This is a genomic window from Aeoliella sp. (assembly GCF_965227375.1).
In the GTDB taxonomy this organism is placed as follows: domain Bacteria; phylum Planctomycetota; class Planctomycetia; order Pirellulales; family Lacipirellulaceae; genus Aeoliella.
Map to the genome: position 1 here is coordinate 1,721,033 of NZ_CBDDFX010000001.1, position 25,160 is coordinate 1,746,192.

The window sequence follows — 25,160 nt, forward strand, 5'->3', positions numbered from 1 at the left end:
GGTCCACAAGTTCCAAGGACCAAACACTTGAAGCGGAAAGTCGACTACTTCTGTAGCGAATCGCTGCGTCAGAATCTCAAGGCCAAGACGGTCCGTGGCGGCCTGATGACGGGTTCTGCGCAGGTGGTGCGCCTGCTAATCGGCATGGCATCCATCCCGATCCTGGCGAGGTTGCTCGACCCGGCCGACTTTGGTTTGGTGGCCATGGTCACCGTTTTCACTGGGCTGGCCGCGATGTTTGTCGATTCCGGCTTGTCGATGGCCACGGTGCAGCGCCAGGAGCTTACTCACCAGCAGGTGAGCAATCTGCTGTGGATAGCCTCGTCGTTGGGGCTGCTGGTGGCCCTGGTGGTGGTGTTAATCTCCCCGCTGGTAAGTTGGTTCTATGGCGAGCCCAGGCTCACCGCCATTATGTGCGCGCTAGCCTCGTCCTGTGTGTTTTCCGGGCTCACCTTGCAGCACCAGGCGCTCATGCGCCGCGCGATGCAGTTCTCGAGGCTGGCGACTGCCTCGGTGATTTCGCCGATTATCGGGCAGACAGTCGCCATCACGTGGGCCTGGCACTACGAAGGCCAGCCGCAGGACTATTGGGCGTTGGTGCTGCTGCCGATCGCCACTTCGGCTACCAACATGGTTGCCGTGTGGACGTTGTGCGATTGGCGCCCCGGACTTCCTCGCCGTCGGGTGGGTACGCGGGAATTGACTGTGTTCGGTGCGAATCTGACCGGGTTCAGTTTCGTCAACTACCTGGCCCGCAACACCGATAACCTGTTGATTGGTTACACCTGGGGAAGCGTTTCCCTGGGGTACTACGATCGCGCGTACAAGCTGTTCCTCTATCCGGTGCAGATGATCAATGGGCCGCTGTCGAGTGTGATGGTTCCGGCATTGAGCCGCATGATTTCCACACCCGACAAACTCCACACCACCTACGCCCGCGTGGTGACCGTGTTGATGTCGGTGCTGTCGCCCCTGATCGTGATGACTTTCATCACGGCCGACTGGTGGATCGAGTGCATCCTCGGCGCGCGGTGGATGCCATGCGTGCCGATCTTCCGCTGGTTGCTGATCGCCGGTTCGATCCAACCGTTCACCAACTCCGCCGGATGGATCTTCATCGCGCAGAACAAGACTCGAGAGATGTTCCACGCGGGCGCCATCCTGGCATCGATTACGATTGCTTCGTTTCTGGTCGGAATCGCGTGGGGGACCACCGCCGTGGCCGCTGCCTATGGTCTCAGCGCGATCTTCATCCGGCTACCTTTGCTGCTCTTTTTTCTGCGCCACTACCGCGTGCTTCCACTCCGCAAATTGCGTGCTCTGGCCACCAATCTCTGCATCATGATCCCTCTAATCGGTACGATCAGCTACCTGATGGTGACCTTGCACCCCTTTGGCAACGCTTTGGGTAACGCCCTTCTGACACTCGCGGCCTGCTTGATTACGATGGCAGTCATGTTCGTCTTGCCCATTTCAGGGCGAGTGATGATCGGCGATATCCGGCACGTGCTGAACCGCGGATGAGGTTGCCCGCAGGATCGGGTAGAGCGCTCAGCCTATTTTGAATCGAAACCAATCAAATAGAACCCAATACAATACGTCGAGGTACCCCGAGAATGCCATCGAGTTGGAAGGCCAAGTTGAGAGGAGTTGTGCGCAAGGTCTTGCCAAGCGCAAAGGTACCGCGCGGCGAGCAACGCAGGATACTGCGCGAGTCGACCGAATTCGATCAAGTCGGGCCGCCCGGGCCCATGGCGGAACTATTCGACAAGATCAAAGGGTATCGCGGCTGGTTTAACTTGGACGATTGCAGCACGTTCCATACACTCCTGAGCTACCAAACCGCCACGGGGATCAAAGGAGATCTGTTGGAGATTGGCAGCTATCATGGCCGCTCGACCGCGGTGCTGGCGAATTGCCTTGGCTCTGGCGAGCGGATCATCGTTTGCGATGCCTTTGAAGCCGACACCGAAGACCCGTACAGCGATCGCCCGTCGCCGGAACTGCTACGCGGCAATGTAACGGCCGTGAATCCGAACCTGCCTGAAGAGAGCCTCGACATCCACGCATGCCTGAGCAATGAACTGAAGCTGGAGCCGGGGTTGCAGCTCCGTTTCGCCCATATCGATGGCGGCCATTCCGAAGAGATCGCCTACAGCGATCTGGAGCTTTGCGCCCCGCATATCACGCCGTCGGGCATCATGGTGCTGGACGACTACGACCACGCGATGTTCCCCGGTGTGACTCTGGCGGCAAAGCGCTTCCTCGCCGAGCACCCGGAGTTCACCGTGTTCGCCGACTTGAACCGGCATGGTGCGATTGGAAGAAAGCTCTACATGGTAAAACGGCCGAGCACATGAGTCGCCTGACGAACTCCGCCGGCCTGTAACCGCTACACCGAAGCCGAACGAAGTGCATCGGTACGCAGGACTTTTCAAATGACTCGAGCTTTCATCGTAGGTTGCCCACGATCGGGGACGTCCGTCTTTCTCAGCCGCCTGGGGCGGGTGACGAACCTGTGGATAGCGCCCGAAACGCACTTCTTTGGTGGAATCGTGGGTAGCGGTGGGCTAAGTTCGACAACCTTCAGGCGCAAAACGCTGCGGGGGCGGGTGATGCGTTGGGTGCGGCGAGCGGCAACCGTGTTCGGCATGGGAACGACCATCGATACGACCCACCTCGATGAGATGGCGGAGCACTTGGATCTCGATATCCTCCGCCAGAAAGCGGTGCCGAAGTCGAGACGCTTGGCGGTGAACTCGGCCTACTTCGTCGACGTGTTCGACTCGATTGCAACCTCCAGAGACAATGAAGGGTGGGTGGAGAAGACGCCCAGGCATTTGGAGTACCTGAACATCATCGGACGGTACGTGCCGGGGGTGCGTTTCCTGCACGTAGTGAGAGACGGACGCATGACCGTGGCGTCGCTGCACGACGCCGCGCAGCGGTATCCAGAGTTCGCGCACATGTCGGATGTGGATCGGTGTGTGCAACGCTGGAACAGCTACATCCGCATCACCGAACGCTACGCGGCAAAACCGAATCACCTGGTGGTCAACTACCACCGCTTCGTCGAGGACCCGCAGGCGACGCTCGTGCAGGTGGCCGACTTCCTGGGGTGTTCGTTCCATGCGGATGATGCTGGCGAAGCAGAAGGCGGCGAACAAGAAGAGTCCGTCATGCCTGGCGAGCACTGGAAGTCGCGAGTCGCAGCACCGTTGGAGGATACGGGGCTGGAAAAATTCAATGCGTTGTTCGACGACGCGCAACGGGCGCATATAGAGGCCACGTTGATCGAGAGCGGTTCCGTCGAGCGTTTCTGAGGTAACATGCCAACTCCAGCGATTCAAACCGAACAGGCAACCGACTCGCCGCTACAAGTCGCGTTCTGCCCGTACTTCGAGGACAATCCTTACCAGGGTTCGTTGGCCGCTGCGCTGGAGAAACAGGGGGTGCATGTCGAAGGGGTGCGGCCGACGACGCTCATCGCTTCGCGGGGGGGATCGGCGGTGCAACAAGCCGACATCCTGCATCTGCATTGGCTCGATCATGCGCTACTCGCCAATTCGCTGTCCAAGACCTTCAGCAAGGGCTGCGTGTTCCTGCTACAGTTGGCTTGGCTGAAGTTGCGTGGCAAGCGGGTCGTCTGGACCGTGCATAACCTGACGAGTCATGAATCGAAGCGGCCGCAAACCGAGCTGCGGCTACTCCGTAGAGTTGCGTCGGTGGCCGACCGGGTCCTCGTGCATTCCAACGCGGCGGGAAAGCTTGCACAGCAGCAATATAAGTTTCCCACCGCGAAGCTGCGGGTGGTTCCCCACGCGAACTACATCGACGACTATCCCGCAGCTCCGCCTCGCGACAACGCACGGCGGGCAATCGGCGTGCCGCAAGACGAACTGGTCTTCCTTTTTTTAGGAGCAATTCGACCTTACAAAGGACTCGAAGCGCTCTTGTCGGCTTTGCGAACACTACCAGACGCGGGCATCCGCGTGCTGATCGTTGGCAAGCCGCTGAACTCGAGCATCGACGAGACGTTGCGCGCCGCCGCCGAGAGGGATGGTCGCGTCGACTACCGCCCCGGCTTCGTGCCCGACGAGGAAGTGTCGACCTACATGAGCGCGGCGGACGTGGTCGTATTGCCTTACCGTCGAGTGCTGACATCGGGCTCCACGTTGCTGGCCGCGTCGTTTGCCAAGCCGATCATCGTGCCGAACGTCGAGTCGATCAAAGAGGGGCTCGACCCGGAAGGCATAATAGTATTTGATACCGACCAGGATCCAACGCTCGCCTTGGCCGACGCCATGACCACGGCCATCCAACAGCGAATGGAATTGGCACATATGGGTCAGCGGAATTTCGATCGCGTAGTGGCTTGGGGGTGGACCGAAATGGGGGCGGCGACCGCCGCGGTCTATCGCGAACTACTACCATCATCCCATCGATCCACGGAACAGGCAGAGCGATGAACATCGCTTGCCTCGGGTGAACGCGAACCTGGCTATTCATGCGTGTACTACACTTCAATCCGATCAACAACCTGGCTGGCGCGACGCGCAGCATGCTGACGCTGATGCGCGAGATGGCCAAACAGCAGCCCACCTACGCCGTGGTGATGCACGACAATGAAGTGGCCGACGTTTGTCGCGAGGTGGGGGCCGAAGTGCGGACCTTCTACGGCAAGCAAGGCATGCCCCGCACTCGGCTGCAGCGGATGTGGAAGGCCACGCGTTGTGTGACGAAGGCCATCCGCGATTGGGACATCGATATCGTCCACTCTCACTCCGCAACCGGAGTGCGGTACGTCTATCCTGCAGCGCGTTGGACGCATCGTCCGATTGTCTGCCACGCGCGCGACAACTACTCCAACAACTACTTCAACCGCGGGCTTGGCTGGGCGAACCGCGTCGTGGCCATCTCGAACTGGGTCCGCGATGGACTACCGCCTGAGATTTGCCAGAAAACCGACGTGATCTACAACGCCGTTGCCGCCCCGGAGCAATCGGAATGCCCTTCGCTGCACCATGACGGACCGCTGGTCATCGGCTATGCGGGGCGTTGCGTTCCGGAGAAGGGCATCGACATCTTTGTCGACGCCATCGGCGAGCTGGGCGGGCGCGACGACTTCGTGGTCCAAATCTGGGGAGTGCCGGAAGCCGCGGAACTGGAGTACGCCGGGGTGATTCGAGCGAAGATAGACGCCCTGCCGGCAGAACTTCGCCAGCGCGTACACATAGAGCCATTCCGTCGCGACATTGACAACTTCTACCGAGCCGTGGATATCGCCGTTGTGCCGAGCCGATATCCGGAGCCGATGGGCCGAGCAGCCATTGAGGCCATGGCATGGAACCGTGCGACCGTGGTTGCCAATCATGGTGGGCTCAGTGAGATCGTAACACCCGGGCAGACAGGCCTGTGCTTCGAACCGGGTAGTGCCGGGTCGCTTGGCCGAGAGCTGAATAGCTTGCTGGACGATCGAGATTACATGATTCAGCTGGCCGATAGTGGTCGTGCTGAGGTGCTGCAACGCTTCACTGCCAAAGCACACTTGGAAGCCGTTATGGATGTCTACAACCGACTTCTCTCCTGATTATCACCAACTCCATATTGCCAGACGATTGCATGCGCGTCCTCTTCTATGAGCCGAACCACACGGGGCATCACTTTGCCTATCTGGCGCGGATGCTGCCCGGGTTCATCGAGTTGCCTGTCGAGGTGGCGCTGGCCACTACGCCGGAGGCTGTCGCATCGCATGAATTTGAGATGACTCTCAAGCAGTACGAGGATCGGATCGAGGTGCTGCCGAGTTGCCGGCCGCTCATCAAGCGTGCTCCGCTGCGAAATTCCTGGCGGCGGTGTGCCGACCTGGCGAGTGTCGTCAAGCAGTGGAAGCCCGACCATGTTTGCGTGGTGTATGCCGATGGTATTTGGCAAGTGCTCTCGGCCACCAAGGCACTGGGATTCAACCTGCTGCCTCAAGGCCCCACCTACGAAGCGTGGATGTACCGTGGCGGCTTCACCTACCCAGATGCCACCTCGCGCCGGCAGCAACGGAACAAGCGGTTGTTTCAGCGGTTCCTCAAGCAGGGCGTCTTCGCCAGGATTCATTTCGACGACGAGTTGGTGCTGGAGTTCACGCGTCGGCTGCCGCCGACGCCGACTGAGGTCGTGCTGCCCCCTAACCCCGTGCGCTACGCCGAGGTGCCGTCCCGCGACGACGCTCGACGGCGGCTCGACTTGCCGCGCGAAGCGACCATCGTCTCCTGCCTGGGCATGGCCGACCACCGCAAGGGTGTCCATCTGGCCATGGCGGCCATCCAACAGCTGGCCTCCACCGCCGGCGACCGCCCGCATGTCCGGCTGTTCATCGGCGGTCCCCAAAGCGACGCGATTCGCGAGTTGCTCACCGAGCCGGTTTGGCAAAATCTGGTCGAGGCGGGAACGATTCTCACCGCCGACCGCTTCCTCAGCGAGCAGGACATGCTCGACGCTGCGGCCGCCAGCGATTTGTTGCTCGCACCCTACTTTAAACACTCGGGGCGGTCCAGCATTATTCTGTGGGCTGCCGCGGTGGGGAGGCCGGTTGTGGCAGTCGACCGCGGTTGCATTCGTTACGTGGTCGAGCACGAACAGCTTGGCGCTGTGTGCAACGTGGAAGATGCCGAGGTGTTCGCCAGCGCCATTCGGCTGAGACTTGAGCAGCCCTGGACCGACGAGGATCGACAGCGCGTCCGCAAGTACGCCCAGTGGCACAGCATCGAGAACTACCAGCAGCTTTGCTCGGCTTGCGTCCGCCAGCGGCTCGAAGCGGGCCAATAAACGCGCGCTGTTACAGCCCGAAGCGTTCCTGCAGGCTCTCGACTTGCACTTCTTCTTCGCGCAAGGCTTCCATCGCCTTGGTGGCCGCTTCGGCTGCTTCGATTGTCGTCAGGCAGGGCACGCCGGCGGCGACGGCCGCGGCGCGAATCTTGCCTTCGTCGGTCCGCGCGCCTTTGCCTACCGGACTGTTCATCACCAGCGCGACATCTTCGTCGGCCAGGAAGTCGAGCAGGTTAGGGTGGCCTTCTTTGAGTTTCTTCACTCGTTCGCACGGCACGCCGGCTTCGTCCAGCGCGTCGGCCGTGCCGCGGGTGGCCAGGATGCCGTAGCCCATGGCCGACAGGCGTTTGGCCAGCTCGACCGCTTGCGGCTTGTGCCGCGGAGCGACGCTCACGAACACCTTGCCTTCGGTCGGCAGCACCGTGCCGGCGGCCACCTGGCTCTTGGCGAACGCCATGCTGAATCGCGGGCTGATCCCCATCACTTCGCCGGTCGAACGCATCTCGGGGCCAAGCACCACGTCGACGCCGCGGAACTTGATGAACGGGAACACGGCCTCTTTGACGCTCACGTGCTGCGGAATCGGATCCTCGGTCACGCCTTGCTCGACGAGCGACACGCCGGCCATCACCTTGGCGGCCACTTTGGCGACTGGCAATCCGGTCGCCTTTGCCACGAACGGCACCGTGCGGCTGGCGCGGGGGTTCACTTCGATCACGTACACCTGCGGCCGGCCTTCGGCGTCGTCCTGCACGGCGAACTGCACGTTCATCAGGCCGCGGACGTCGAGTTCCTTGGCCAATGCGACGGCCGCTGCGCGAATTTCGGCCACCACCGGGCCGGGCAGGCTGTAGGGCGGAATCGCGCAGGCCGAGTCGCCCGAGTGCACGCCCGCTTCTTCGATGTGCTCCATGATGCCGGGCACGATCACGGTCTCGCCGTCCGATACCGCGTCGGCGTCGACCTCGATGGCCCCTTCCAGGAAGCTGTCGATCAGCACCGGCTGGCCTTCAGCGGCGATGAACGCCTGGGCGACGAACTGATCGAGCTGGGCGTTGTCGTAGCAAATCTCCATCGCCCGGCCGCCGAGCACGAAGCTCGGCCGCACCAGCACGGGGAAGCCGATCTCGTGGGCCAGATGCCGCGCTTCGTCCATGGTCTGTGCGATGCCACCGGGCGGCTGCTTCAGGTCGAGCCGTTTGATGAGTTGGTGGAACTTCTCGCGGTCCTCGGCGTCTTCGATGGCGTCGACGCTGGTGCCGATGATCGGCACGCCGGCGTCCTTCAGCTCGCGGGCCAGGTTCAGCGGAGTTTGCCCGCCGAACTGCACGATCACTCCGTCGGGTTGCACGCGGTCGCAGATGTTCAAGACGTCTTCTACGGTCAGCGGCTCAAAGAACAGCAGGTCGCTGGTGTCGTAGTCGGTACTCACCGTCTCGGGGTTCGAGTTGACCATGATCGACTCGATGCCGAGTTCTCGTAGTGCGAAGCTGGCGTGGCAGCAGCAGTAGTCGAACTCGATGCCTTGGCCAATGCGGTTGGGCCCGCCACCGAGGATCATGATCCGCTTGGTGTCCGACTTGCCCGGCGTTTCGTCCTCGTCCTCGTAGGTCGAATAGAAGTACGGCGTGTAGGCTTCAAACTCGGCCGCGCAGGTATCCACCGACTTGAACGCCGCGCGGATGCCACGCTTCAGCCGCTCTTCGCGCACCTGCATGTCGGTTGCGCCGAAGATCGTGGCCAACTGGCGATCGGAGAAGCCTTGCCGCTTGGCGGTGCGAAGCGTGTTGTCGGTGAGCGACGAGAGATCAAACGGCTCGGGGCCCGCTTGCCGGGCCATGGCCCGCAGTTCGTTTTCTGTCTCGACGATCTCCATCAGGTTGTCGAGGAACCAGCGGTCGATGCCGGTTAGCTCGAATACTTCGTCGATGCTCATGCCCAGCTTGAACGCGTAGCGCAGGTACCACACGCGGTCGGGCCCGGCCGACTGCAGCTTGGCGCGAATCTCTTCCTCGTCGGGCCGCGTATCGCCTTTCGAGCCGTCGGCGTTGTACCACAGGTCCTTCGAGTCGCAGCCGAAGCCATGCGCGCCGACTTCCAGGCCCCGCAGCGCCTTTTGAAAGCTCTCCTTGAATGTCGAGCCGATGGCCATCGTCTCGCCGACACTTTTCATCTGCGTAGTCAACTTGTCGTCGGCGTCGGGGAACTTCTCGAATGCGAAACGCGGGATCTTGGTCACCACGTAATCGATCGAAGGCTCGAAGCAAGCGGTCGTCTCGCGGGTGATGTCGTTGGGTAGTTCGTGCAGGCGGTAGCCCACGGCCAACTTGGCGGCGATCTTGGCGATCGGGAATCCGGTGGCCTTACTCGCCAGTGCGCTACTGCGGCTCACACGGGGGTTCATCTCGATAACGATCATTCGACCATCGTCGGGATTGATGGCGAACTGGATGTTCGACCCACCGGTCTCGACGCCGATCTCGCGAATCACCGCCAGGCTGGCGTCGCGCATCCGCTGGTACTCTTTGTCGGTGAGCGTCTGCGCGGGGGCCACGGTGATCGAGTCGCCGGTGTGGATGCCCATGGCGTCGAAGTTTTCGATCGAGCAGATGATCACCACGTTGTCATCGACGTCGCGCATCACCTCCATTTCGTACTCTTTCCAGCCGAGGATCGACTCCTCGACCAGCACCTCGGTGGTCGGCGACAGGTCGAGACCGTGCCGGACCAGATGATCAAATTCTTGGCGGTTGTAGGCGATGCCTCCGCCGGAGCCGCCCATGGTGAAGCTCGGACGAATGATGGCCGGCAGGCCGATTTCGTCGAGCAACTCGCGGGCCGCTTCGAGCGTCTGAACGGTGTCGCCTTTGCAGACGCCCAGGCCAACTTTCTCCATCGCGACCTTGAACCGGTCGCGATTCTCCGCCTTGTCGATCACGTCGGCTTTGGCGCCCACCATCTCGACGCCGTACTTTGCCAAGACGCCGTTCGCTTCGAGGTCCATCGCCAGATTGAGCCCCGTCTGCCCGCCCAGCGTGGGCAACAAGGCGTCGGGCTTTTCGCGGGCGATGATCTTCTCGACCACCTGCCAGGTGAGCGGCTCGATGTAGGTGCGGTCGGCCGTGGCCGGATCGGTCATGATGGTGGCCGGATTCGAATTGACCAGCACCACCTCGTACCCCTCCTCGCGCAGGGCCTTGCACGCCTGGGTGCCGGAGTAGTCGAACTCGCACGCCTGCCCGATAACAATGGGGCCGGAGCCGATGATGAGAATCTTGTGGATGTCGTCGCGACGTGGCATTTGGGAGGGGCCAGGGTTCGGGGTCGGGGGCAGGCACGCCGGGCGGGGGGTGCCCAATCTTCGCGTCCGTGAGCGGGTAAAATCGCTCCAAGGTACCACGCCCTGCTGGCGGTGTTCAACCGGCCCGAAATTGTGCCCCAGGACGCTGCCTGGGCCGCCGGAGGTAGAAAAAGTCCTGCGCTGGCAAGCTGCCGCGATTCTCGAATCGACTTTCGCCGCCGCGGACTACCGACGCGGTTTCAGCAGGTCGTTGAGCGCTAGATGGAATTCGCTGCGATCGCGGTGTTCGCGGTCGCTGCTGGAGTCCGTATCGCCGTCGTTTCCGCTTGCCCCAGTGGCTCTCGTGGTGGGTGGTTGGCTGGCTCGCTGCAGCAGCAACAACCCATCGTCGCGGCTGGCCGTCGAAGTGGCTGCGGAGCGGGTGATGGACGGTTCTTCTGCCGCTCGCGGATCGGACGACACCAAGCTTGCCATAGCGGCATCAATCGACACCACTGCTGGATCCGAACTGGCTGCGGCCAGTTCCAGTGCTGCGGAAGGGATGTCGAACGAGAAACCGAAGTGCGACTTCCACACTTGGTAGTCGGTTGTATCGACCACTCCGTTGCCGTCGCCATCGGCGCCAGTCAGCGGTTCGATGGTCGCGCCCAGGTTGTTTCGCCAGACCACGTAATCGGCCATCCCCACCACGCCGTCGCGGTTGTAGTCGCCGGGTGCAGCGGTCGGGATGTTCTGGGCTTCGTAGGCGCCGATATCAATCACAACATCGTCCGGCAGGTTGCCGTCGGCGATGCGGTTGTAAGGCATGCCGCGCTGGTCGTACATCGGCGGGTTGACGATGCCGATGTCGCCCGCATCGAGCGCGGGACTATTCGGCAACAGGGCGTGGGTCATCGTGGGGCCGCCGTTGTCGGCCAGCGGTCCCAGCAGCGGATCGACGGGGGCTTCAACCGTGCCGATCAAACTCCCATTGTTGGTGATCGTCGCGCCGTCGGAGACGGAAATGATGCTGTGGTTGGCGATGATTCCGTTGGCGGGAACGATGGAATCGTCTAGCACCTGATCGAAGATGGAGTGGTTGAACACGATGCTATCCACCGGCCCAATATCGCCATCGATACCGGTAGCGAATCCCCCGGCATTGCCTGTAATCGTGCTGTAGGAGACGGTCAGTTTGTTTGCAAACTGGAGTCTGATCGCGGGCTCAAGGGTACTGCCAGAGATGGTGCTATGTTTCAACTCGATATCGGTTGCGCCATCGGCGTATATACCTCCTTGCACCAGGGAGTTCTCAATGAGCAGTGGGTTGACATAGGATGCTACGCGCACCTGCCCGCGAACCGTCGAGCCCGTGATTTCAACTTGCTGGTACTGGTCGTAGGCGTTAGATCCTCCCCCAACTAAATCTGCACGCATACCGGAGATGGAGCTGTTGGCAATTTTCAGATCCGCGGCAGCCTGCCAGTCGATGAAGCCGGTCGACGAATCTTTGATGACCGTTCTGCCACCGTAGTACCCCGACGACGAGATGCCACCCCATCGAAAACGAGTCGATATACCGCCCACCCAACTTCCCTCGACTTCCAGATCCACTCCGTACAGACCAACACCGGAGACAGTTGAGTTTTGTATGTAAGCGTCGGTAGTCAAGTACTTTGAACGGATGCTGACGCCGCCGGTGATCGTACTGTCGATGACGCGAATTGTATTTGCAGCGCCGATATAGCCGCCATCGAAATGCTCTAGACCGGTGCCATGATTACCGGTAACCACAGTGTCGCGAAGCGTCAAGCTGTTGGAGTTTTCGATCGCCGGACCGCCGTCCGCGCCGGTGATGGTTAGTCCCTCGAACTCGTTCCCGAAGTCGCCGTACGGCACAAAAATCACACCGGTGCCATCATCATTTTCGAGGTCGGGGGTGGGGTCGTTGCCGCTGGCGTCGATGGTGAGCAGCTCGCTACCCGGACCACGCAGGTTCACGCCGCTTGGCACCTCCAAGATGCCTTCGGTCAGGACGATCGTGGCAGGCTCCGCGCCCAGGTTGAAGTCAACCTCGTCGCCCCAGGTAGCCATGCCGAGGGCTTCGCGAATCGACGTGACGCCATCATTGGCGTCCACCACGTCGAGCACGGTGTCGACGGTCACTGTAATAGCGAGCAGGTGTCGCTGCTCCAACGATTCGAGCCGGAGTGACTTGTGGCGATTGCTCGCGCGAGATGAACGAGCGTTGCTTTTGCCGCCTGAGATCGGTGCCATGGTTCTTCCCTGCTGAAACAAGAGGAGGTAGACCGTCGCCCATTCTATCACAGTATCTCACCAGACCACCTTTTAATTTCGATGGGGGAGCCAAAACATCCAATTTCGGGTTGGTGCTTTTCTATTACCCGGGTGTACTCGTAGTTCAACACGGCCAGCGGCTTGAACTTGCCGGGCTACAGGTATTTTGGGAGGTGTTTTCTGACCCGGTCGTTCGAGGGGCGGCCGCGTCGTGCGCCCGCGCGGATTGGAGTCAACTTCCTGTCGGCTGCGCCCAGTTGGCCGACGGACCCGGGGCGGGCGAGTTTTCTGCGGAAATTCCCTATGTTTGCGGCGCAACAGAGGCGGCTTGCCGCGTCGTAGCCGCGGCTGTGTGAGGGGGCCCGCGGGCAATTACAATGGATTGCGTATCACCTGGTCTCGAATTCCGCGAAACGCCCGATGTCCAAACGCAATTCCCACCTCACCCGACCGCCGGCCGCCCACATGACTTGGGCGTCGCGCACCGTGGCGGGCACCGTCGCCCGGACGCGGCGGTTTCTTTCGCGGCAGATTTGGGTGTGGCCGATCATTGCGGTGGTGCTGCTCTCCACCATTGGCTGGCTGGTCGACAGCAAGATTCAAGCGACCATGGAGGAAGGGCTCACCAGCGAGTTCGAAACATTGCGCAATGTGGAAGTCGCCATGTTGCGAACCTGGCTGACCACGCAAGAGCAGAATGCCGAGAGCCTGGCGGCGGATATCGATGTTCGTCACACCGCGCTGCAGCTACTGCAGGATCAGAGTAAGGTCGACGGAGAGCCGGCCGCCCACGACGCGGCCGCTAAGAAGCTGGCGGAGCTGCTGGGGCCGACCATCAACTCTCATGACTATCAGGGCTTCGTGGTGGTCGATCGCACAACCGTCTTGTCCGCCAGCCGGCCCGAAGCAATCGGATTGCAACTGCCAGCGGAAATGAGCGACGTGGTCGAACGTGTATTCGATGGCAGTGCGACAGTGACGCGACCTTACAAGAGCGTGCTGAGTTACGTGGACAGCGATGGACAAGTCCGCGCCGGGTTGCCGATGATGTTTGTCTTCGCGCCGATCGTGGACGATCAAAACTTGCAGGTCGTCGCCGCGCTGGGACTACAAATCCGTCCCGAGATGGAATTCACCAACATCCTGCAACTCGGCCAGACGGGCGAGTCGGGCGAGACGTACGCGTTCGACGCCAATGGCCTGATGCTCTCCAACAGCCGGTTTGACCATGAGCTGAAGCTCGACGGGCTGTTGCCCGAAGACGAAGCATCGATCTTGAACCTGCTGGTTCGCGATCCGGGTGGCAACATCACCACGGGCTACCGCCCCAAGGTGCTGCGGAGCGAGTTGCCGCTGACCAAGATGGCGGCCAGCGCTGTCGAAGGCAACACCGATGTCGACGTAGTGGGCTACCGCGACTACCGCGGCGTGTCGGTCATCGGCGCGTGGACCTGGCTCGAAGAGTATGGCTTCGGTGTCGCCACCGAGATGGACTTCAGCGAAGCGTTTCGGCCGCTGGTGATTCTGAAGCGAACCTTCTGGGCGCTGCTTGCGCTACTCGCGATTTGCTCGATCGCTATCTTCGTGTTCACGCTGCTCATGTCGCGGGCGCAGCGACAGGCGCGGGAGGCGGCCATCGAGGCCAAGCAGCTGGGCCAGTACAAACTGGAAGAAAAGCTGGGCGAAGGGGCGATGGGCGTGGTGTACAGCGGCCGCCATGCGATGCTCCGCCGTCCCACCGCCATCAAGTTGCTCGACGCCAATAAAGTTACCGACGCGTCGATCGGTCGGTTCGAGCGCGAGGTGCAGATTACCAGCAACCTGAACCATCCCAACACGGTGGCCATCTACGACTACGGCCGCACGCCCGAAGGGGTGTTCTACTACGCGATGGAGTACCTCGACGGAATCAACCTGCAAACGCTGGTCGACACCTACGGCCCGCAGCCGGCGGGGCGGGTGATTTACATTCTGCGCCAGGTTTGTGGTTCGCTGTACGAAGCTCATTGCTCCGGATTGGTGCATCGCGACGTGAAGCCGGCCAACATCATGCTCAACCAGCGGGGCGGCGAGAGCGACGTGGTGAAGGTGCTCGACTTCGGCCTGGTGCGGGCGAAGGAGGATGCGGCGAGCGAAGCCGAATCGATGGCCGGCACGCCGTTGTACATGTCGCCCGAGGCGATTCAGCTGCCGGGCTCGGTCGACGCGTGCAGCGACCTGTACGCGGTGGGCGCGGTGGGCTACTTCCTGCTCACGGGCCGCCCGGTGTTCGAGGCCGACAGCCTGGTCGACTTGTGCCAGATGCACACTAGCGAGCCCCCGGTTCCGCCAAGCGAGCGACTCGGCAAGCCAGTGCCCGCCGAGCTAGAGCACGCGATTCTCGCGTGCCTGGAGAAGACCCGCGCGAAACGTCCGCAAACAGCCCGCGACCTGGTGCGAATGCTCGCCGCGTGCGCGGCCGCCGATGAATGGTCGCTCGACCAGGCCGACGCATGGTGGAGCAGCCACCAACGCGGCACCGCACCGAAGTCGTCCGGGCAAGGTACCAAGTCGGACGACAACGACGCGACGATGTTGTTCGAGTGAGCTATCGCCGATTTCGACCCGTCTTCTTTCGCAGCTCCTCGTTCTCCTTGCGCAAGGCTTCGAGCTCTTCTTTGAGTTGCTCAAGTTCGCTCGCGTGATTCTGCGGCTGCATGGAATAGGGACCGCTCACCGTGGGAGGACCATCCGTCAGCCTCGACAACGGGGAGAGCATCGGCGACGAGAGTGTTGCGCGCGAGGCCGCTTTCCCGGTTGGCTCGACCTCGACTTCGACTTCCATGGCGTCGAAATAATCACCGTGGAACGCGCGTAGTTCGGTCAGGATCTTCTCGGCGGCCTTCTCCAGCGGCCCGGCGATCCTCGCGGTGCGATTGGCGCCAGGAACGCCGATGTAGCCGCCTTCGTTAATGCCAATCGAATACGCATCCTCTCTCGACCGAGGCTTCTGGCGAGAGATTTTGACAATCACGACCTCGCCGGGCAGGAGCATTTCGCCGACTTCTTCGCCGTGATCCTCATCGGAATCCGTTTCGGGTGGCGAATCGTTGTCTGCTTCGTTCTCGTCGAAGGAAGACGGCGCGCTTCGCTTCTCACCCACCACGGCCTTTAGCTTCTTGAGGTAGACTTCTGCCTCCGCAGGGGCCACGAACTCGTCCAACACTTGCCCATCGGGGGAGATTACGCAAACCGTGGGAATACGTTGAATTTTGAACCGCTGTGCGGTTGCAGGGAACTGGGAAACGTCCACTTTTACGGGAATGGCATGATCATGGAGATAGTTGTTGGTGCTGGGTGTGGACTGCACCATTTGTAGCACCTTCAGGCATGGCGGACTGTAAGGGCTGAAGAAGTGCACGACCATATTCCGGCCGCTCTGCTGCGACTGTTGGGTTGCCGCGTCGAGATTGGTGAACCAAGGTGGTTGTGGTTGTGGCGCGCCAGGCGCGACGATCACGTCGTACCGCGGGGTTGGTATCGCGGAATCTGCAGGAGCCGGCTGCGGTGCGTATACCGGTTGTGGAGAATTCAAGTCGTGGGGTATCGGCCACGCGCGCGTTTGAGGCGCCGGCACAAACGTCGCCTTGGGCACGTTCGACTGCTTCTTCCGTAGCTCGATCTTCCGCTTCGTCTCCAGCACTCTTGCTTCGGCGCGATAGGCGTCGGCCCGTAGCAGCATCATATCGCCGACTCGTTCGGTGGCGGATGCCAGCTCTTCCGCTGGAATTGCGCCGGTGTCTTTCAGCTTTTGCAGCCGCTCGATTTGTTGTTCGATGCCCTCGGCCTTCATGCGCAACCCCTGGGTGCGAGTTTCCCAGTACTTGAGTTCCAGTTCCAACGCTTCGACGCTCGGCCCCTGGTCGGCCGCCTGGTGCCAAGTGAGATTGGGCTGCGCCGGCATGGTCAAGTCGATCGATGGTACGCGGACCGTGCGATCGCCATCTGGTGTGTGTACTTGCATCTCGTGCATTTCAACCGCGACCGGAGGCTGGTCGCGGCGACTCTCATTTTTCTTGAGTATTTTCTGCACGTCGGTAACGGAAACCTTGTCGCCGCGCAGAATGAGAATGTCTTCGCCTGACCCATCGCCACTCTTCACGATCTCCACTTGCACTTCCTTGCGTTTCGAGTCTTCAGCGGGAGCCGAGGGATCTGTGGGATCGGTGAACTGGGGATCGGGGTCCAGAACACTCGGCTTCCGCCGAGGGCTGTTGGAGTCGTCGGAATTCGTCGCTTTGACTTCGATGTGTACGTCGGTTTGATCCGAACTTGCTTCGAAGTCTGCATCCGCCGAAGCTACCAACCCGAAGGGAGCGGAGTTCGAAGGAGATGTCTCCGGTGGGTCGTCGCTGGCCGCCGCGGCGACGAGTCCCATGGCCAATAGCGCAGCGACCGACAAAGCCGGCTTGGCAAGCGAAGCGAAGAACATAGCAGACACTCCTTGTTGAGCAAGCGAACAAGCGGTGGACGATGCGCCAGCCGTGGCGCCGCCCGAATGGATGTACGAGGTAGCAGCCGAGGCGGTGCCGGCGGCGAGCGTTTCGCCGGCCGAAGCTTTGGCGCTCTCGACGGTCGACGCGGCAAGGGCGGCCACCACCGACAGCGCGACGCCCCGCCGCGCGAGCCGATGCCGCAGCATTTGCTTGCCGCGCGCCAGGCGTCCCTTGATGGTGGCCGTGGTCAGATCGAGCATCTCGGCCACGCGGCTCCGCGAGTGCCCTTCGAAGTAACACAGCACCAGCGGTTCCTGGAAACGGACGGGCAGCGTGCGCAACTCCTCGACCAGAACGTTGATCGAGTGCTGGCGGTGGACCGTTTCCAGCGGATTGTTATCGGCCGCAGCGAAGTCGTGGCCGTTCAATGGTTCTTCGGGGCGGGATTTGTTCTTCCGCGCCAGGGACACCGCGGTGCGGTGCGCCACGCGATAGAGCCAGCCGGCCGCCGAGTCGCTCGCCCGGATGTCGCCCGCCCGGCTGGCCAGGATGAGGAATGTCGCCTGAAAGGCGTCCTCGATGTCCGCCTGCCGATGCAGCACCTGCCGGCAGACGCTCCAGACCAGCGGCCCGTGAGCCTCGACCAACTGGGCAAACGCGGATTCGTCTTGGTGGCGGGTGAATCGCAGCAGCAACTCGCCGTCCGTCGCGGCGATCGAACGCCTGGCGGACCGCTCCTGCTGGTCGGACTGTTCGGAGGGAACTTCGAGCGTAGACAAGATCAACCTGCGCAGGGTAGGGTGGCAAACTCGTGGGCCTCAATAGATTAGAGCGTTGCGGCCGTTCGGCGGACCGGATTTTCTGCTGAAAATGCTGGGCTCGCACGCAATGCTAGCGATTTTCTAGGAATCAAGACCGTGGAAGAGCTGCGAAATCTCGGTCCCAAAAGCTCCGCGTGGCTAGCGGCAGCGGGGATCGAATCGCTTGCCGATCTGCGCGAGCTGGGCGCGGTGGTTGCCTACGCCAGAGTCCGCCAGCAACAGCGCGGCGTGTCGCTCAATCTGTTGTGGGCGCTCGAAGGCGCACTGCGCGACTGCGACTGGCGCGACCTGACGGACGCCGACAAGCAGCGGCTGCGCGACAAGCTGGCGGAGCTGGACGGATAGGACGTGCTCAATACTCGTCCATCAGGACCAGTATTCGCGTACCGCCTTCGGGCAACTCGAAGGCATACGCTCGCGCAACGCCGCGAATCTGTCCACGGCGGTACTGAAGCGAAAATCGCGAAACCACGGATTCGTCGGTCGAGCCTGAGATGCCGGAACCTACAATTTCGCCATCGTCCGACTCAATGGCATCTCGGATATGGCCCAGCAGCTTCGGCATGACCTTGGTCGTCGCGTCGGCATAGCCCAGCTCGGAATACTCGGAATCCGACTCCACGCAATAACCACCGCCGAACACTACGCCCGAGGCTTGTTGGCTCGACGTGTTCTGGACCTTGACGCCGACGTCGCTGCAGATCTTCACGACCGTGGAGTAGGGATCGAGCGACTGCAGCATCTTGTGCCGCCCGAACGGCTGCCGCTGGGCGAACAGCGCCACCACGGCTCCGACGGCCACCATGGCCAGCAGCAGTTCGCGAATGGTGAACCGAGGTAGCCACCGGTGGGTCTTGGGTTCTTTATCCATGGTGTGTTGAAGAGTGGAAGTTGCTGTTTTCCGAGCCGAGCCAGAATTCCATGGCGGTGGTCCGTGACAGTGCCCGCCGTGGTGGTTAGAGTGAACTGTACCACTCAGGCCTGCCCCCTGTTGCCCTTACGACTGCTGCCCCATGTCCTCCCCGCTGCATTCTACCGAGACCGGCGACGGTTTCGATCAACCCCTTGCCGAAAACGACCACGCGACAGCGCCCGAGGCCGAACTGGGGTGGCTCAACAGCCGCTGCCGGGTGAAAGCCGATCGCGCGATCGACGTCGACAACCTGCTCCCCGCCTTGGTTGGGCGGCTCGGCAGTCGCTTCGAACCACCGCACCGCGAAACCGCGCAGCTCAAGATCGTCGGCTTCGCCGAGGGACGCATCGCGGCGGCCAATCTCAGCGGTCGCAGCCCTGTAGAGCACTCGCAGCGAGCAGGCATCGCGGCCACCGACATCGAACTGATCGTCAACGCTCGCGTGGCGATGACTCCGCAGCGGTTGGAACAAGAGATCCGCACCGCGGTCGGCGCCGTCGCCCAGGAATTCGGCGGCCAAGCCGCCTTCGGCGAAACGAGCAGCTTCCGCCCGGATGCCGCGCATCGGTTGGTGGAAGCCGGGTAGGGCGTACTGAACGACGTAACTACGCTCGCCAGAGCGTGGAGAACGTTGTTTCGTACTGCGAGTCGAATTGCAGAGCGCTGTGGCCCCGCGTCCACCGTCTGGTGACGGTAGCTACGGAATCCACTTTCTTTACTTGTGCTTGTAGGAATCTTACACGCAACGTGGGACAATACGGGGTTGGTTGGGCGCTGGGTGGGTAGGGCGTCGGATTCCGTGCTGGTGAGGCACTCCGGGCGCTGACGCTTCCGGCTCGCCGGGGGTGCTCGTTCGGCGGAGAGAATGGCCAAAAATGGGTTTTGCCCCACCTGCGGTTAACCGGGGCCCAAAACCCTTTGGGTCCTGCTTTCGTCCGATGTTGCAAATGGTTACTTCGAAAGGACTTACGAAAATTCCCCAGGGCATGGCGGGCTGGGGTTTTGGGCCAACGAATCGTTTTGTCCCACTTTGGGGACAAAACTCCCGTTGGTGGGACTTTATCCACCGCTGCGGAACAATCCACATAACCCGGCCGCGAGGGCGGCGATCCGCCGAGGAGCTGGCACAATGGCTGCAACCGCCGAGTCGAGAACGACGATAAAACACCGAGAAATCGATCGGTTCTGCGAACGTGGAGGCCAAGAAGGCCATGTGGCGTGCATTCTTTCTGGCAGTGGGTGCGTATTGTTGCCTGCTGGGTGTCGAGGCCCTGGCACTGGAAAAAGCGGTGATCAAGCCGAGAGTATTGGCGGGCAAGGAGGTGCGGGCCGCGCAAACCATTTCGCCGCCCGACTGGGCCCCTTGGAGCATGATGGGCGCCGGTGCGGTGGTGGTGCTGTATTCGTTCACCATTCCCAAACGGGTCGGCGGGTAGCCGCCGCGTTTCGTAGCCGGATTCGCAAGAATTCGGTTTCCTGCGACTTGGTCCGAATTCTTGCGAATCCGGCTACCAGCTTGAGCCGAGATTTAGCGGGTTTTGCAGTCGCAGCCAGGGTCCGAACTGGTTGCCCAGCCTCTGCGGCTGACTTATCATGAACCGTTTCGCGCCGCCGCGGGTCTATCGGGCTTAGCGGCTGTTTACCCCCCAACCGAGTTTCCCCCCGAGGCAAAGACCGTGGCTACAGCAACTTCACCAAAGACATCCACCGAACTCGTTAGCGGCGCTGACATTCTGGTGCAGTCGTTGGTAAACCACGGCGTCGACACCATCTTCGCCTACCCGGGCGGGTGTAGCATGCCGCTGCATCAGGCGCTCACGCGGCATTCGGACAAGATCCGCACCATTCTGCCCCGGCACGAGCAGGGAGGCGGTTTCGCCGCCCAGGGCATCGCCCGCAGCACCGGCAAGGTGGGCGTGTGCATGGCCACCAGCGGCCCCGGCGCGACCAACCTGGTCACAGCCATCGCCGACGCGAAGCTCGACAGCGTGCCGATGGTCTGCATCACTGGCCAGGTTCCCACCAAGGTGATCGGCAGTGATGCGTTCCAGGAAACGCCGATCGTGGAAGTGTGCCGCGGCATCACCAAGCATCACTACCTGGTGACCGACGTGAACGACGTCGCCCGCGTCATGCGCGAGGCGTTCCTGGTGGCTGCCAGCGGTCGTCCCGGTCCTGTGCTGGTCGACATGCCGAAGGACGTGCAGCTCGACAAGTGCGTACCAAATTACAACGCCGATATCGCGCTGCCGGGCTTCGAGGCAGAACTGCCCCGCGCTCGACCCGAGCAAATCAAGCAGGTGGCCGCGGCCATCAAACGCGCCAAACGCCCGATCATCTACGCTGGTGGTGGGCTCATTACCGCGAATGCTTCGGACGACGTTCGCAAGCTGGTGGAGAAGACCGGCATTCCGATCACGATGACGGTCATGGGGCTGGGTGTTTATCCCGGTACCGACGAACTGTCGCTCGACATGCTCGGCATGCACGGCAGCGTGTACTCGAACCTGGCAGTGGACGAAGCCGATCTGCTGATCGCGTTGGGCGTGCGGTTCGACGATCGCGTGACTGGCAAGGTCGAGGAGTTCTGCAAGCACGGCAAGATCGTGCACATCGACGTCGACGCGGCCGAGCTGAACAAGAATAAGCCGGCGCACATTCCCGTGTGCAGCGACGTGAAATTTGCACTGGAAGAACTGAACAAGATTGTCGAGCCGCCTGAGGAGATCGGCGACTGGGTGGCCAAGTGCAAGAAGTGGAAGGCCGACGAGCCGTTCACGTACAACAAAGAGTATGAGGGCATCACCCAGCAGCACGCCATTCACACGCTGTGGGAGATGACTCACCAGCTCGACCCAGTAATCACCGTGGGCGTGGGCCAACACCAGATGTGGGCGGCGCAGTTCTACAAGTTCGACAAGCCGCGCACCTGGCTTTCGTCCAGCGGCCTGGGCACCATGGGCTTCGGCCTGCCGGCGGCCATGGGCGTGCAGAGCCAGTTCCCCAATCGCTTGGTGATCGACATCGACGGCGACGGCAGCTTCTTGATGAACGTGCAGGAGCTGGCCACGCTGGTGTGCGAGAAGCTGCCGGTGAAAGTGCTGCTCTTGAATAACCAGCACCTCGGCATGGTGGTGCAGTGGGAAGACCGCTTCATGCAGGGCAACCGCGCTCACACTTACCTGGGCCCGATCGACAACCCTGAATGGTGTGGCCAAGGCGACGGTGTCGGCTCGCTGCATCAGGAGGAGCGTTACCCGCACTTCGTGACCATCGCCAAGGGCTTCGGCTGCGGCGGTGCTTACGTCGAGAAGAAGTGCGACCTCGAAGCAGCCATCCAGGAGATGATCGACTACGACGGCCCGTACGTGCTGGACGTCGCCGTGCCTTACCAGGAACACGTTCTACCGATGATCCCAGGCGGTCATACGGTGAAGGATATGATCAAGGAGTAGACGTTGAGCGGTAGGCAGTGACGCATCGATGAACCTCTACGCCTACAAGGATCGGCGGTGGCTGGCGGAGTTTAAGCGCCAGCACCCCGAGTTGGTGCAGCGTGGTAAGGGCAAGCTCCGCGGTGGTAGAGTGGTGTGAAGTCTCCGCGTCACCGAACCTACAGCCTTCGTCGAGCGAATATCACGATCGCACATCCAGCCAGGAGCCCCACAGCCCCAGTCCCTGGTTCAGGAACTGCCACAGATTGTTCCTGGAAGGAACGCATGTTTGCCGTGACGAAAGAATCGGCGTCGGCAAGGGATGACAGGTCGCCGAAAGACACGAGACTCGTCGCAAGCTCAACCGGCAGAGCGCCACCTCGGAGAGTGGCGCCGGGAAGTGGGATGATTTCGAGTGGTGTCGTGATGAGCGGGGGATTGGTTTCGATTGAATCTCCACCGTAGAACCAGATCGGCTGCAGCATCCCGCTCTCCAGAGGGTAGTCTGAACGGGTACTCGCTGGGCGATTTTCATTCGTTATCGCCTCGACCAGATCCACTGTGTTGGGGGACTGGTTGGGCTCTGGGGTAACATCGAGAGGATCGGGTGAGTCCTTTCCCTCGGGTAGCTTGACTGGCACGGGAGTAATGGGTTCAGGAGTAACTGGCACGGTTGGAGTGGGTTGAATCCTCAGTGGTACTTCCTTCACCGGCGGAGTGAAAACCGGCAAACTGGCCAGGTCAGGCGCTGGACCGATGGGGATGTCGGTGAGTGAGATATCGATCGCGTCGACTACGCCATCGGCTGCTTGGTCGTTCCACTGCGAGATAATCAGTCCAGAGAGGTGCACTGCCGTGGGATCCTCTGTTACGATTTGCAGGAAACTCTGTGACGCGGTGGTTTCCCGCCGTGCCGTGCCGTGAAACGCAAAGGCAGCTTTCAGGGTCTCGGATGTCTCTTGCGGACGGACCGCGAGCACATCATTCGACGAAATCAGGAACCGTGTGTCAGCGACTGGGGCATACAGCGGATCAGCCGCAGCAAGGGAAATAGCCGGTACGTCGAACACGGCGTCAAACGGCCCTTGGTGCAAAGGGCCGAACACGCCTAGACCAGTTGCACCAGGGTTGGTCCCAAAGTCGTAAGCCGTGATTTTGCCGACGTTAGACGTCGCTGTAATCGTGTAGGTCGAGAATCCAGCTAGCCCCGGCGTAGGCATTACCTCGGCGGAGAGAAAAATCTCTGCCCGAGCGGTGCCCAGTGCGAAAACTGCAGCCACAATGAACAAGCAAAGACGCGACATCGGTTAGTGCTTTCCAGTGAAATCCAGTGCGCTGGAGACCGCTCTCCGCCAACAACGCATCATACTGCAATTTCGCCATTGCGCGTAGCCGAAATTCACTAGATATTTAGCCCCGCGAGCAACGGACCATCGCATCCTCCCTAACGTACATGATCTCAATCCTTTGCACAGCATCGACACTCCTTCGCCAGCCGCGTCGCGGCTTCTTCTCTTCGGCCGGGTTGGCTTAAGTCCTCCGTCGGGATTCTGCGTCTACTACCACACCGGCGCGTGGCGGTTTGCCTTGCAGATCAACGAAGCCTCGCGCGAGGATGACTATTCGCACAAAGCCACGATCATTCCCGATCGGTACGGGCTCAGGCCAGTTGGTTGGCACCCGTTTACGTTGTTCGAAGACAACGAACAGCTGGCGCAGGAAGCCGCGCGGTTGAAGCCGCACCTCGGCCGGCGGTTGTTCAAGGATCGGCGGTGGCTGGCGGAGTTTAAGCGCCAGCACCCCGAGTTGGTGCAGCGTGCTCCGCGGTCGTAGGCAGTGAAGTTGGGGTAGCAGCGAGCCGGGACGCGTGAGCGTCCGGATCATTCGAGCGCCCCGCGAGCTAGGGTTCACCATTTGCGTGCTCGATTTGCTGAAAAGCAAGGTCTTCCTTGAAGGTGAGCGTGCGGTGCGGGAACGGGATGCTGATCTCGGCATCGTCGAGTGCTGCTTTGACTGTGCGGACGACTTCGTCGCGCGACTCACGCACATCGAGCGGCGTGGAGCCGGTCCACCAAGTGACTTCGAAGTTGATGCTCGATCCGCCGAATTCCTGGCAGAATATCTCGACTGGGTGGTCCACGTCGACTGACGAACAGCGTTCCACTGCTTTGCGCAGTACCTGCTGCGCTTGGTCTAAGTCGGTTTCGTAGTCGACTCCACACATTACGGTGATGCGCCGCTTCGGCTGGCTGGTAATCACAAACACTGGAGACTTGAACAACTGAGCGTTGGGCACCACGACCAACTGGCCATCGACCTGGCGGAGCGTGGTCATGCGGATGGTGGTCTCCTCGACTTTGCCCATCAACTCGCCGCACTCGATGAAGTCGCCGGGCTCGAACGGAAACCGCCACAGGATGAGCGCGCCTGCGAAGAAATTCTCGACAATGTCCTTGAACGCAAACCCAATGGCAATCGAGCTTAGCCCCAGCACCGTGAGCACCTTCGCTGGCGTCATGCCGGGAAACACGATGACCGCGGCGGTCAACAGACCCACGATCCAGACCGTGATGTAAACAAGCTGCCGCACCAGTTCGCGGAGGCTTCGTCGCAAGCGAGTACGCCGCAATGCAAAACGAAGGCCGCGGTCGGCCAGCTTCGTCAAACCCCAAGTAACGAACAGAACTATCAGCCCCGCGACAATCAGTGGTAACCGAGCGAGGAAGTCGGACCACATGCTGTACACACTGTCGAGCACCACCTCCAAAGCACCGGCCGCGTCGGTAGGCAAATTTTCAGTAGATTCAGCAGGTGCGTCGGAAGTCTCGGGCGTCGGCTCCACTGAAGTTTGAGCCAGCAAGCAAAAGGACTGAGGATGGAACATTGTAAGCGATACACAGGGTTCGATAGGCGAATCGCGCTGTCGCGCGACCACGCTGGCCGCCAAGCGACCACCCATCCAGGTGTGAGAGACCGGCGTCGCTTGGCGAACAGGCGTGTTGGGTGGAGTAATTACCCAACAACGCAATCGGCGCGCCAGAAGAGGAAGAGAAGGTGGGTACGCAGCTGCACGGAGGAGAGCGAAGTATTGTCAGGATTGCGACTAGATATAGGTCGCGC

18 protein-coding genes are annotated in these 25,160 nt (G+C 61.2%); 12 read left to right on the forward strand and 6 right to left on the reverse strand.

The window, feature by feature from the left end; translation table 11 throughout:
* The first annotated feature begins 27 nt into the window (after positions 1-27).
* The 6 genes from ACQK2L_RS07060 (at position 28) to ACQK2L_RS07085 (ending at position 6,819) form a co-directional block, all read left to right on the forward strand.
* Positions 28-1,524, forward strand: coding sequence for a lipopolysaccharide biosynthesis protein (locus tag ACQK2L_RS07060; RefSeq protein ID WP_425396232.1), 1,497 nt, complete (start codon positions 28-30; stop codon positions 1,522-1,524).
* Between the two features lie 140 nt (positions 1,525-1,664).
* Positions 1,665-2,360: a class I SAM-dependent methyltransferase gene (locus ACQK2L_RS07065; protein WP_425396233.1), complete on the forward strand. Its 696-nt coding sequence runs from the start codon at positions 1,665-1,667 to the stop codon at positions 2,358-2,360.
* A 78-nt stretch (positions 2,361-2,438) separates the two neighbouring features.
* A complete protein-coding gene (locus ACQK2L_RS07070; protein ID WP_425396234.1) occupies positions 2,439-3,323 on the forward strand; it encodes a sulfotransferase family protein in 885 nt (294 codons plus the stop codon).
* A 6-nt stretch (positions 3,324-3,329) separates the two neighbouring features.
* Positions 3,330-4,469 carry a glycosyltransferase family 4 protein gene (locus ACQK2L_RS07075; RefSeq protein WP_425396235.1) on the forward strand — a complete coding sequence of 380 codons (1,140 nt, stop codon included), beginning with the start codon at positions 3,330-3,332 and terminating at the stop codon, positions 4,467-4,469.
* A gap of 38 nt (positions 4,470-4,507) precedes the next feature.
* Positions 4,508-5,590 carry a glycosyltransferase family 4 protein gene (locus ACQK2L_RS07080; protein ID WP_425396236.1) on the forward strand — a complete coding sequence of 361 codons (1,083 nt, stop codon included), beginning with the start codon at positions 4,508-4,510 and terminating at the stop codon, positions 5,588-5,590.
* Positions 5,591-5,622: 32 nt separating this feature from the next.
* A complete protein-coding gene (locus tag ACQK2L_RS07085; RefSeq protein WP_425396237.1) occupies positions 5,623-6,819 on the forward strand; it encodes a glycosyltransferase in 1,197 nt (398 codons plus the stop codon).
* A 10-nt stretch (positions 6,820-6,829) separates the two neighbouring features.
* Here ACQK2L_RS07085 and carB read toward each other — a convergent pair whose 3' ends face one another.
* Together carB and ACQK2L_RS07095 are read right to left on the reverse strand one after the other, a co-directional pair.
* Complete coding sequence (gene carB / locus ACQK2L_RS07090) at positions 6,830-10,120, reverse strand: carbamoyl-phosphate synthase large subunit (RefSeq protein WP_425396238.1); 3,291 nt, start codon at positions 10,118-10,120, stop codon at positions 6,830-6,832.
* Positions 10,121-10,345: 225 nt separating this feature from the next.
* Positions 10,346-12,376 carry a choice-of-anchor Q domain-containing protein gene (locus ACQK2L_RS07095; RefSeq protein WP_425396239.1) on the reverse strand — a complete coding sequence of 677 codons (2,031 nt, stop codon included), beginning with the start codon at positions 12,374-12,376 and terminating at the stop codon, positions 10,346-10,348.
* A 441-nt stretch (positions 12,377-12,817) separates the two neighbouring features.
* Between ACQK2L_RS07095 and ACQK2L_RS07100 the strand changes: the two genes are divergently transcribed.
* Positions 12,818-14,983 (forward strand): serine/threonine protein kinase, encoded by a 2,166-nt coding sequence (locus tag ACQK2L_RS07100; RefSeq protein WP_425396240.1) that lies wholly within the window; start codon positions 12,818-12,820, stop codon positions 14,981-14,983.
* A 1-nt stretch (position 14,984) separates the two neighbouring features.
* Here the strand turns inward: ACQK2L_RS07100 and ACQK2L_RS07105 are convergent, their stop codons facing one another.
* Positions 14,985-17,651, reverse strand: a complete 2,667-nt coding sequence (locus ACQK2L_RS07105) for a sigma-70 family RNA polymerase sigma factor (protein ID WP_425396241.1) — start codon at positions 17,649-17,651, stop codon at positions 14,985-14,987.
* 138 nt (positions 17,652-17,789) lie between these two features.
* On the opposite strand from ACQK2L_RS07105, the gene ACQK2L_RS07110 reads away from it, so the two are divergent.
* Positions 17,790-18,038, forward strand: coding sequence for a TfoX/Sxy family protein (locus ACQK2L_RS07110; protein WP_425396242.1), 249 nt, complete (start codon positions 17,790-17,792; stop codon positions 18,036-18,038).
* Positions 18,039-18,045: 7 nt separating this feature from the next.
* On the opposite strand, the gene ACQK2L_RS07115 is transcribed toward ACQK2L_RS07110, so the two are convergent.
* Positions 18,046-18,564 (reverse strand): hypothetical protein, encoded by a 519-nt coding sequence (locus tag ACQK2L_RS07115; protein WP_425396243.1) that lies wholly within the window; start codon positions 18,562-18,564, stop codon positions 18,046-18,048.
* A 142-nt stretch (positions 18,565-18,706) separates the two neighbouring features.
* Here ACQK2L_RS07115 and ACQK2L_RS07120 point away from each other — a divergent pair, with 142 nt between their 5' ends.
* The 3 genes from ACQK2L_RS07120 to ilvB all read left to right on the forward strand — a co-directional run bounded on the left by ACQK2L_RS07120 (position 18,707) and on the right by ilvB (position 22,061).
* Positions 18,707-19,192 carry a hypothetical protein gene (locus tag ACQK2L_RS07120; protein ID WP_425396244.1) on the forward strand — a complete coding sequence of 162 codons (486 nt, stop codon included), beginning with the start codon at positions 18,707-18,709 and terminating at the stop codon, positions 19,190-19,192.
* 625 nt (positions 19,193-19,817) lie between these two features.
* Positions 19,818-20,042 (forward strand): hypothetical protein, encoded by a 225-nt coding sequence (locus tag ACQK2L_RS07125; RefSeq protein WP_425396245.1) that lies wholly within the window; start codon positions 19,818-19,820, stop codon positions 20,040-20,042.
* A 240-nt stretch (positions 20,043-20,282) separates the two neighbouring features.
* On the forward strand, positions 20,283-22,061 hold the full coding sequence (gene ilvB / locus ACQK2L_RS07130) for a biosynthetic-type acetolactate synthase large subunit (protein ID WP_425396246.1): 1,779 nt from the start codon (positions 20,283-20,285) through the stop codon (positions 22,059-22,061).
* Positions 22,062-22,219: 158 nt separating this feature from the next.
* Here ilvB and ACQK2L_RS07135 read toward each other — a convergent pair whose 3' ends face one another.
* Entirely contained in the window at positions 22,220-23,344 is a 1,125-nt protein-coding gene (locus ACQK2L_RS07135) for a hypothetical protein (RefSeq protein WP_425396247.1), read from the reverse strand.
* 163 nt (positions 23,345-23,507) lie between these two features.
* Between ACQK2L_RS07135 and ACQK2L_RS07140 the strand changes: the two genes are divergently transcribed.
* Positions 23,508-23,873, forward strand: coding sequence for a hypothetical protein (locus ACQK2L_RS07140; protein WP_425396248.1), 366 nt, complete (start codon positions 23,508-23,510; stop codon positions 23,871-23,873).
* A 67-nt stretch (positions 23,874-23,940) separates the two neighbouring features.
* Here ACQK2L_RS07140 and ACQK2L_RS07145 read toward each other — a convergent pair whose 3' ends face one another.
* A complete protein-coding gene (locus tag ACQK2L_RS07145; RefSeq protein WP_425396249.1) occupies positions 23,941-25,068 on the reverse strand; it encodes a mechanosensitive ion channel family protein in 1,128 nt (375 codons plus the stop codon).
* Positions 25,069-25,160 lie beyond the last annotated feature (92 nt).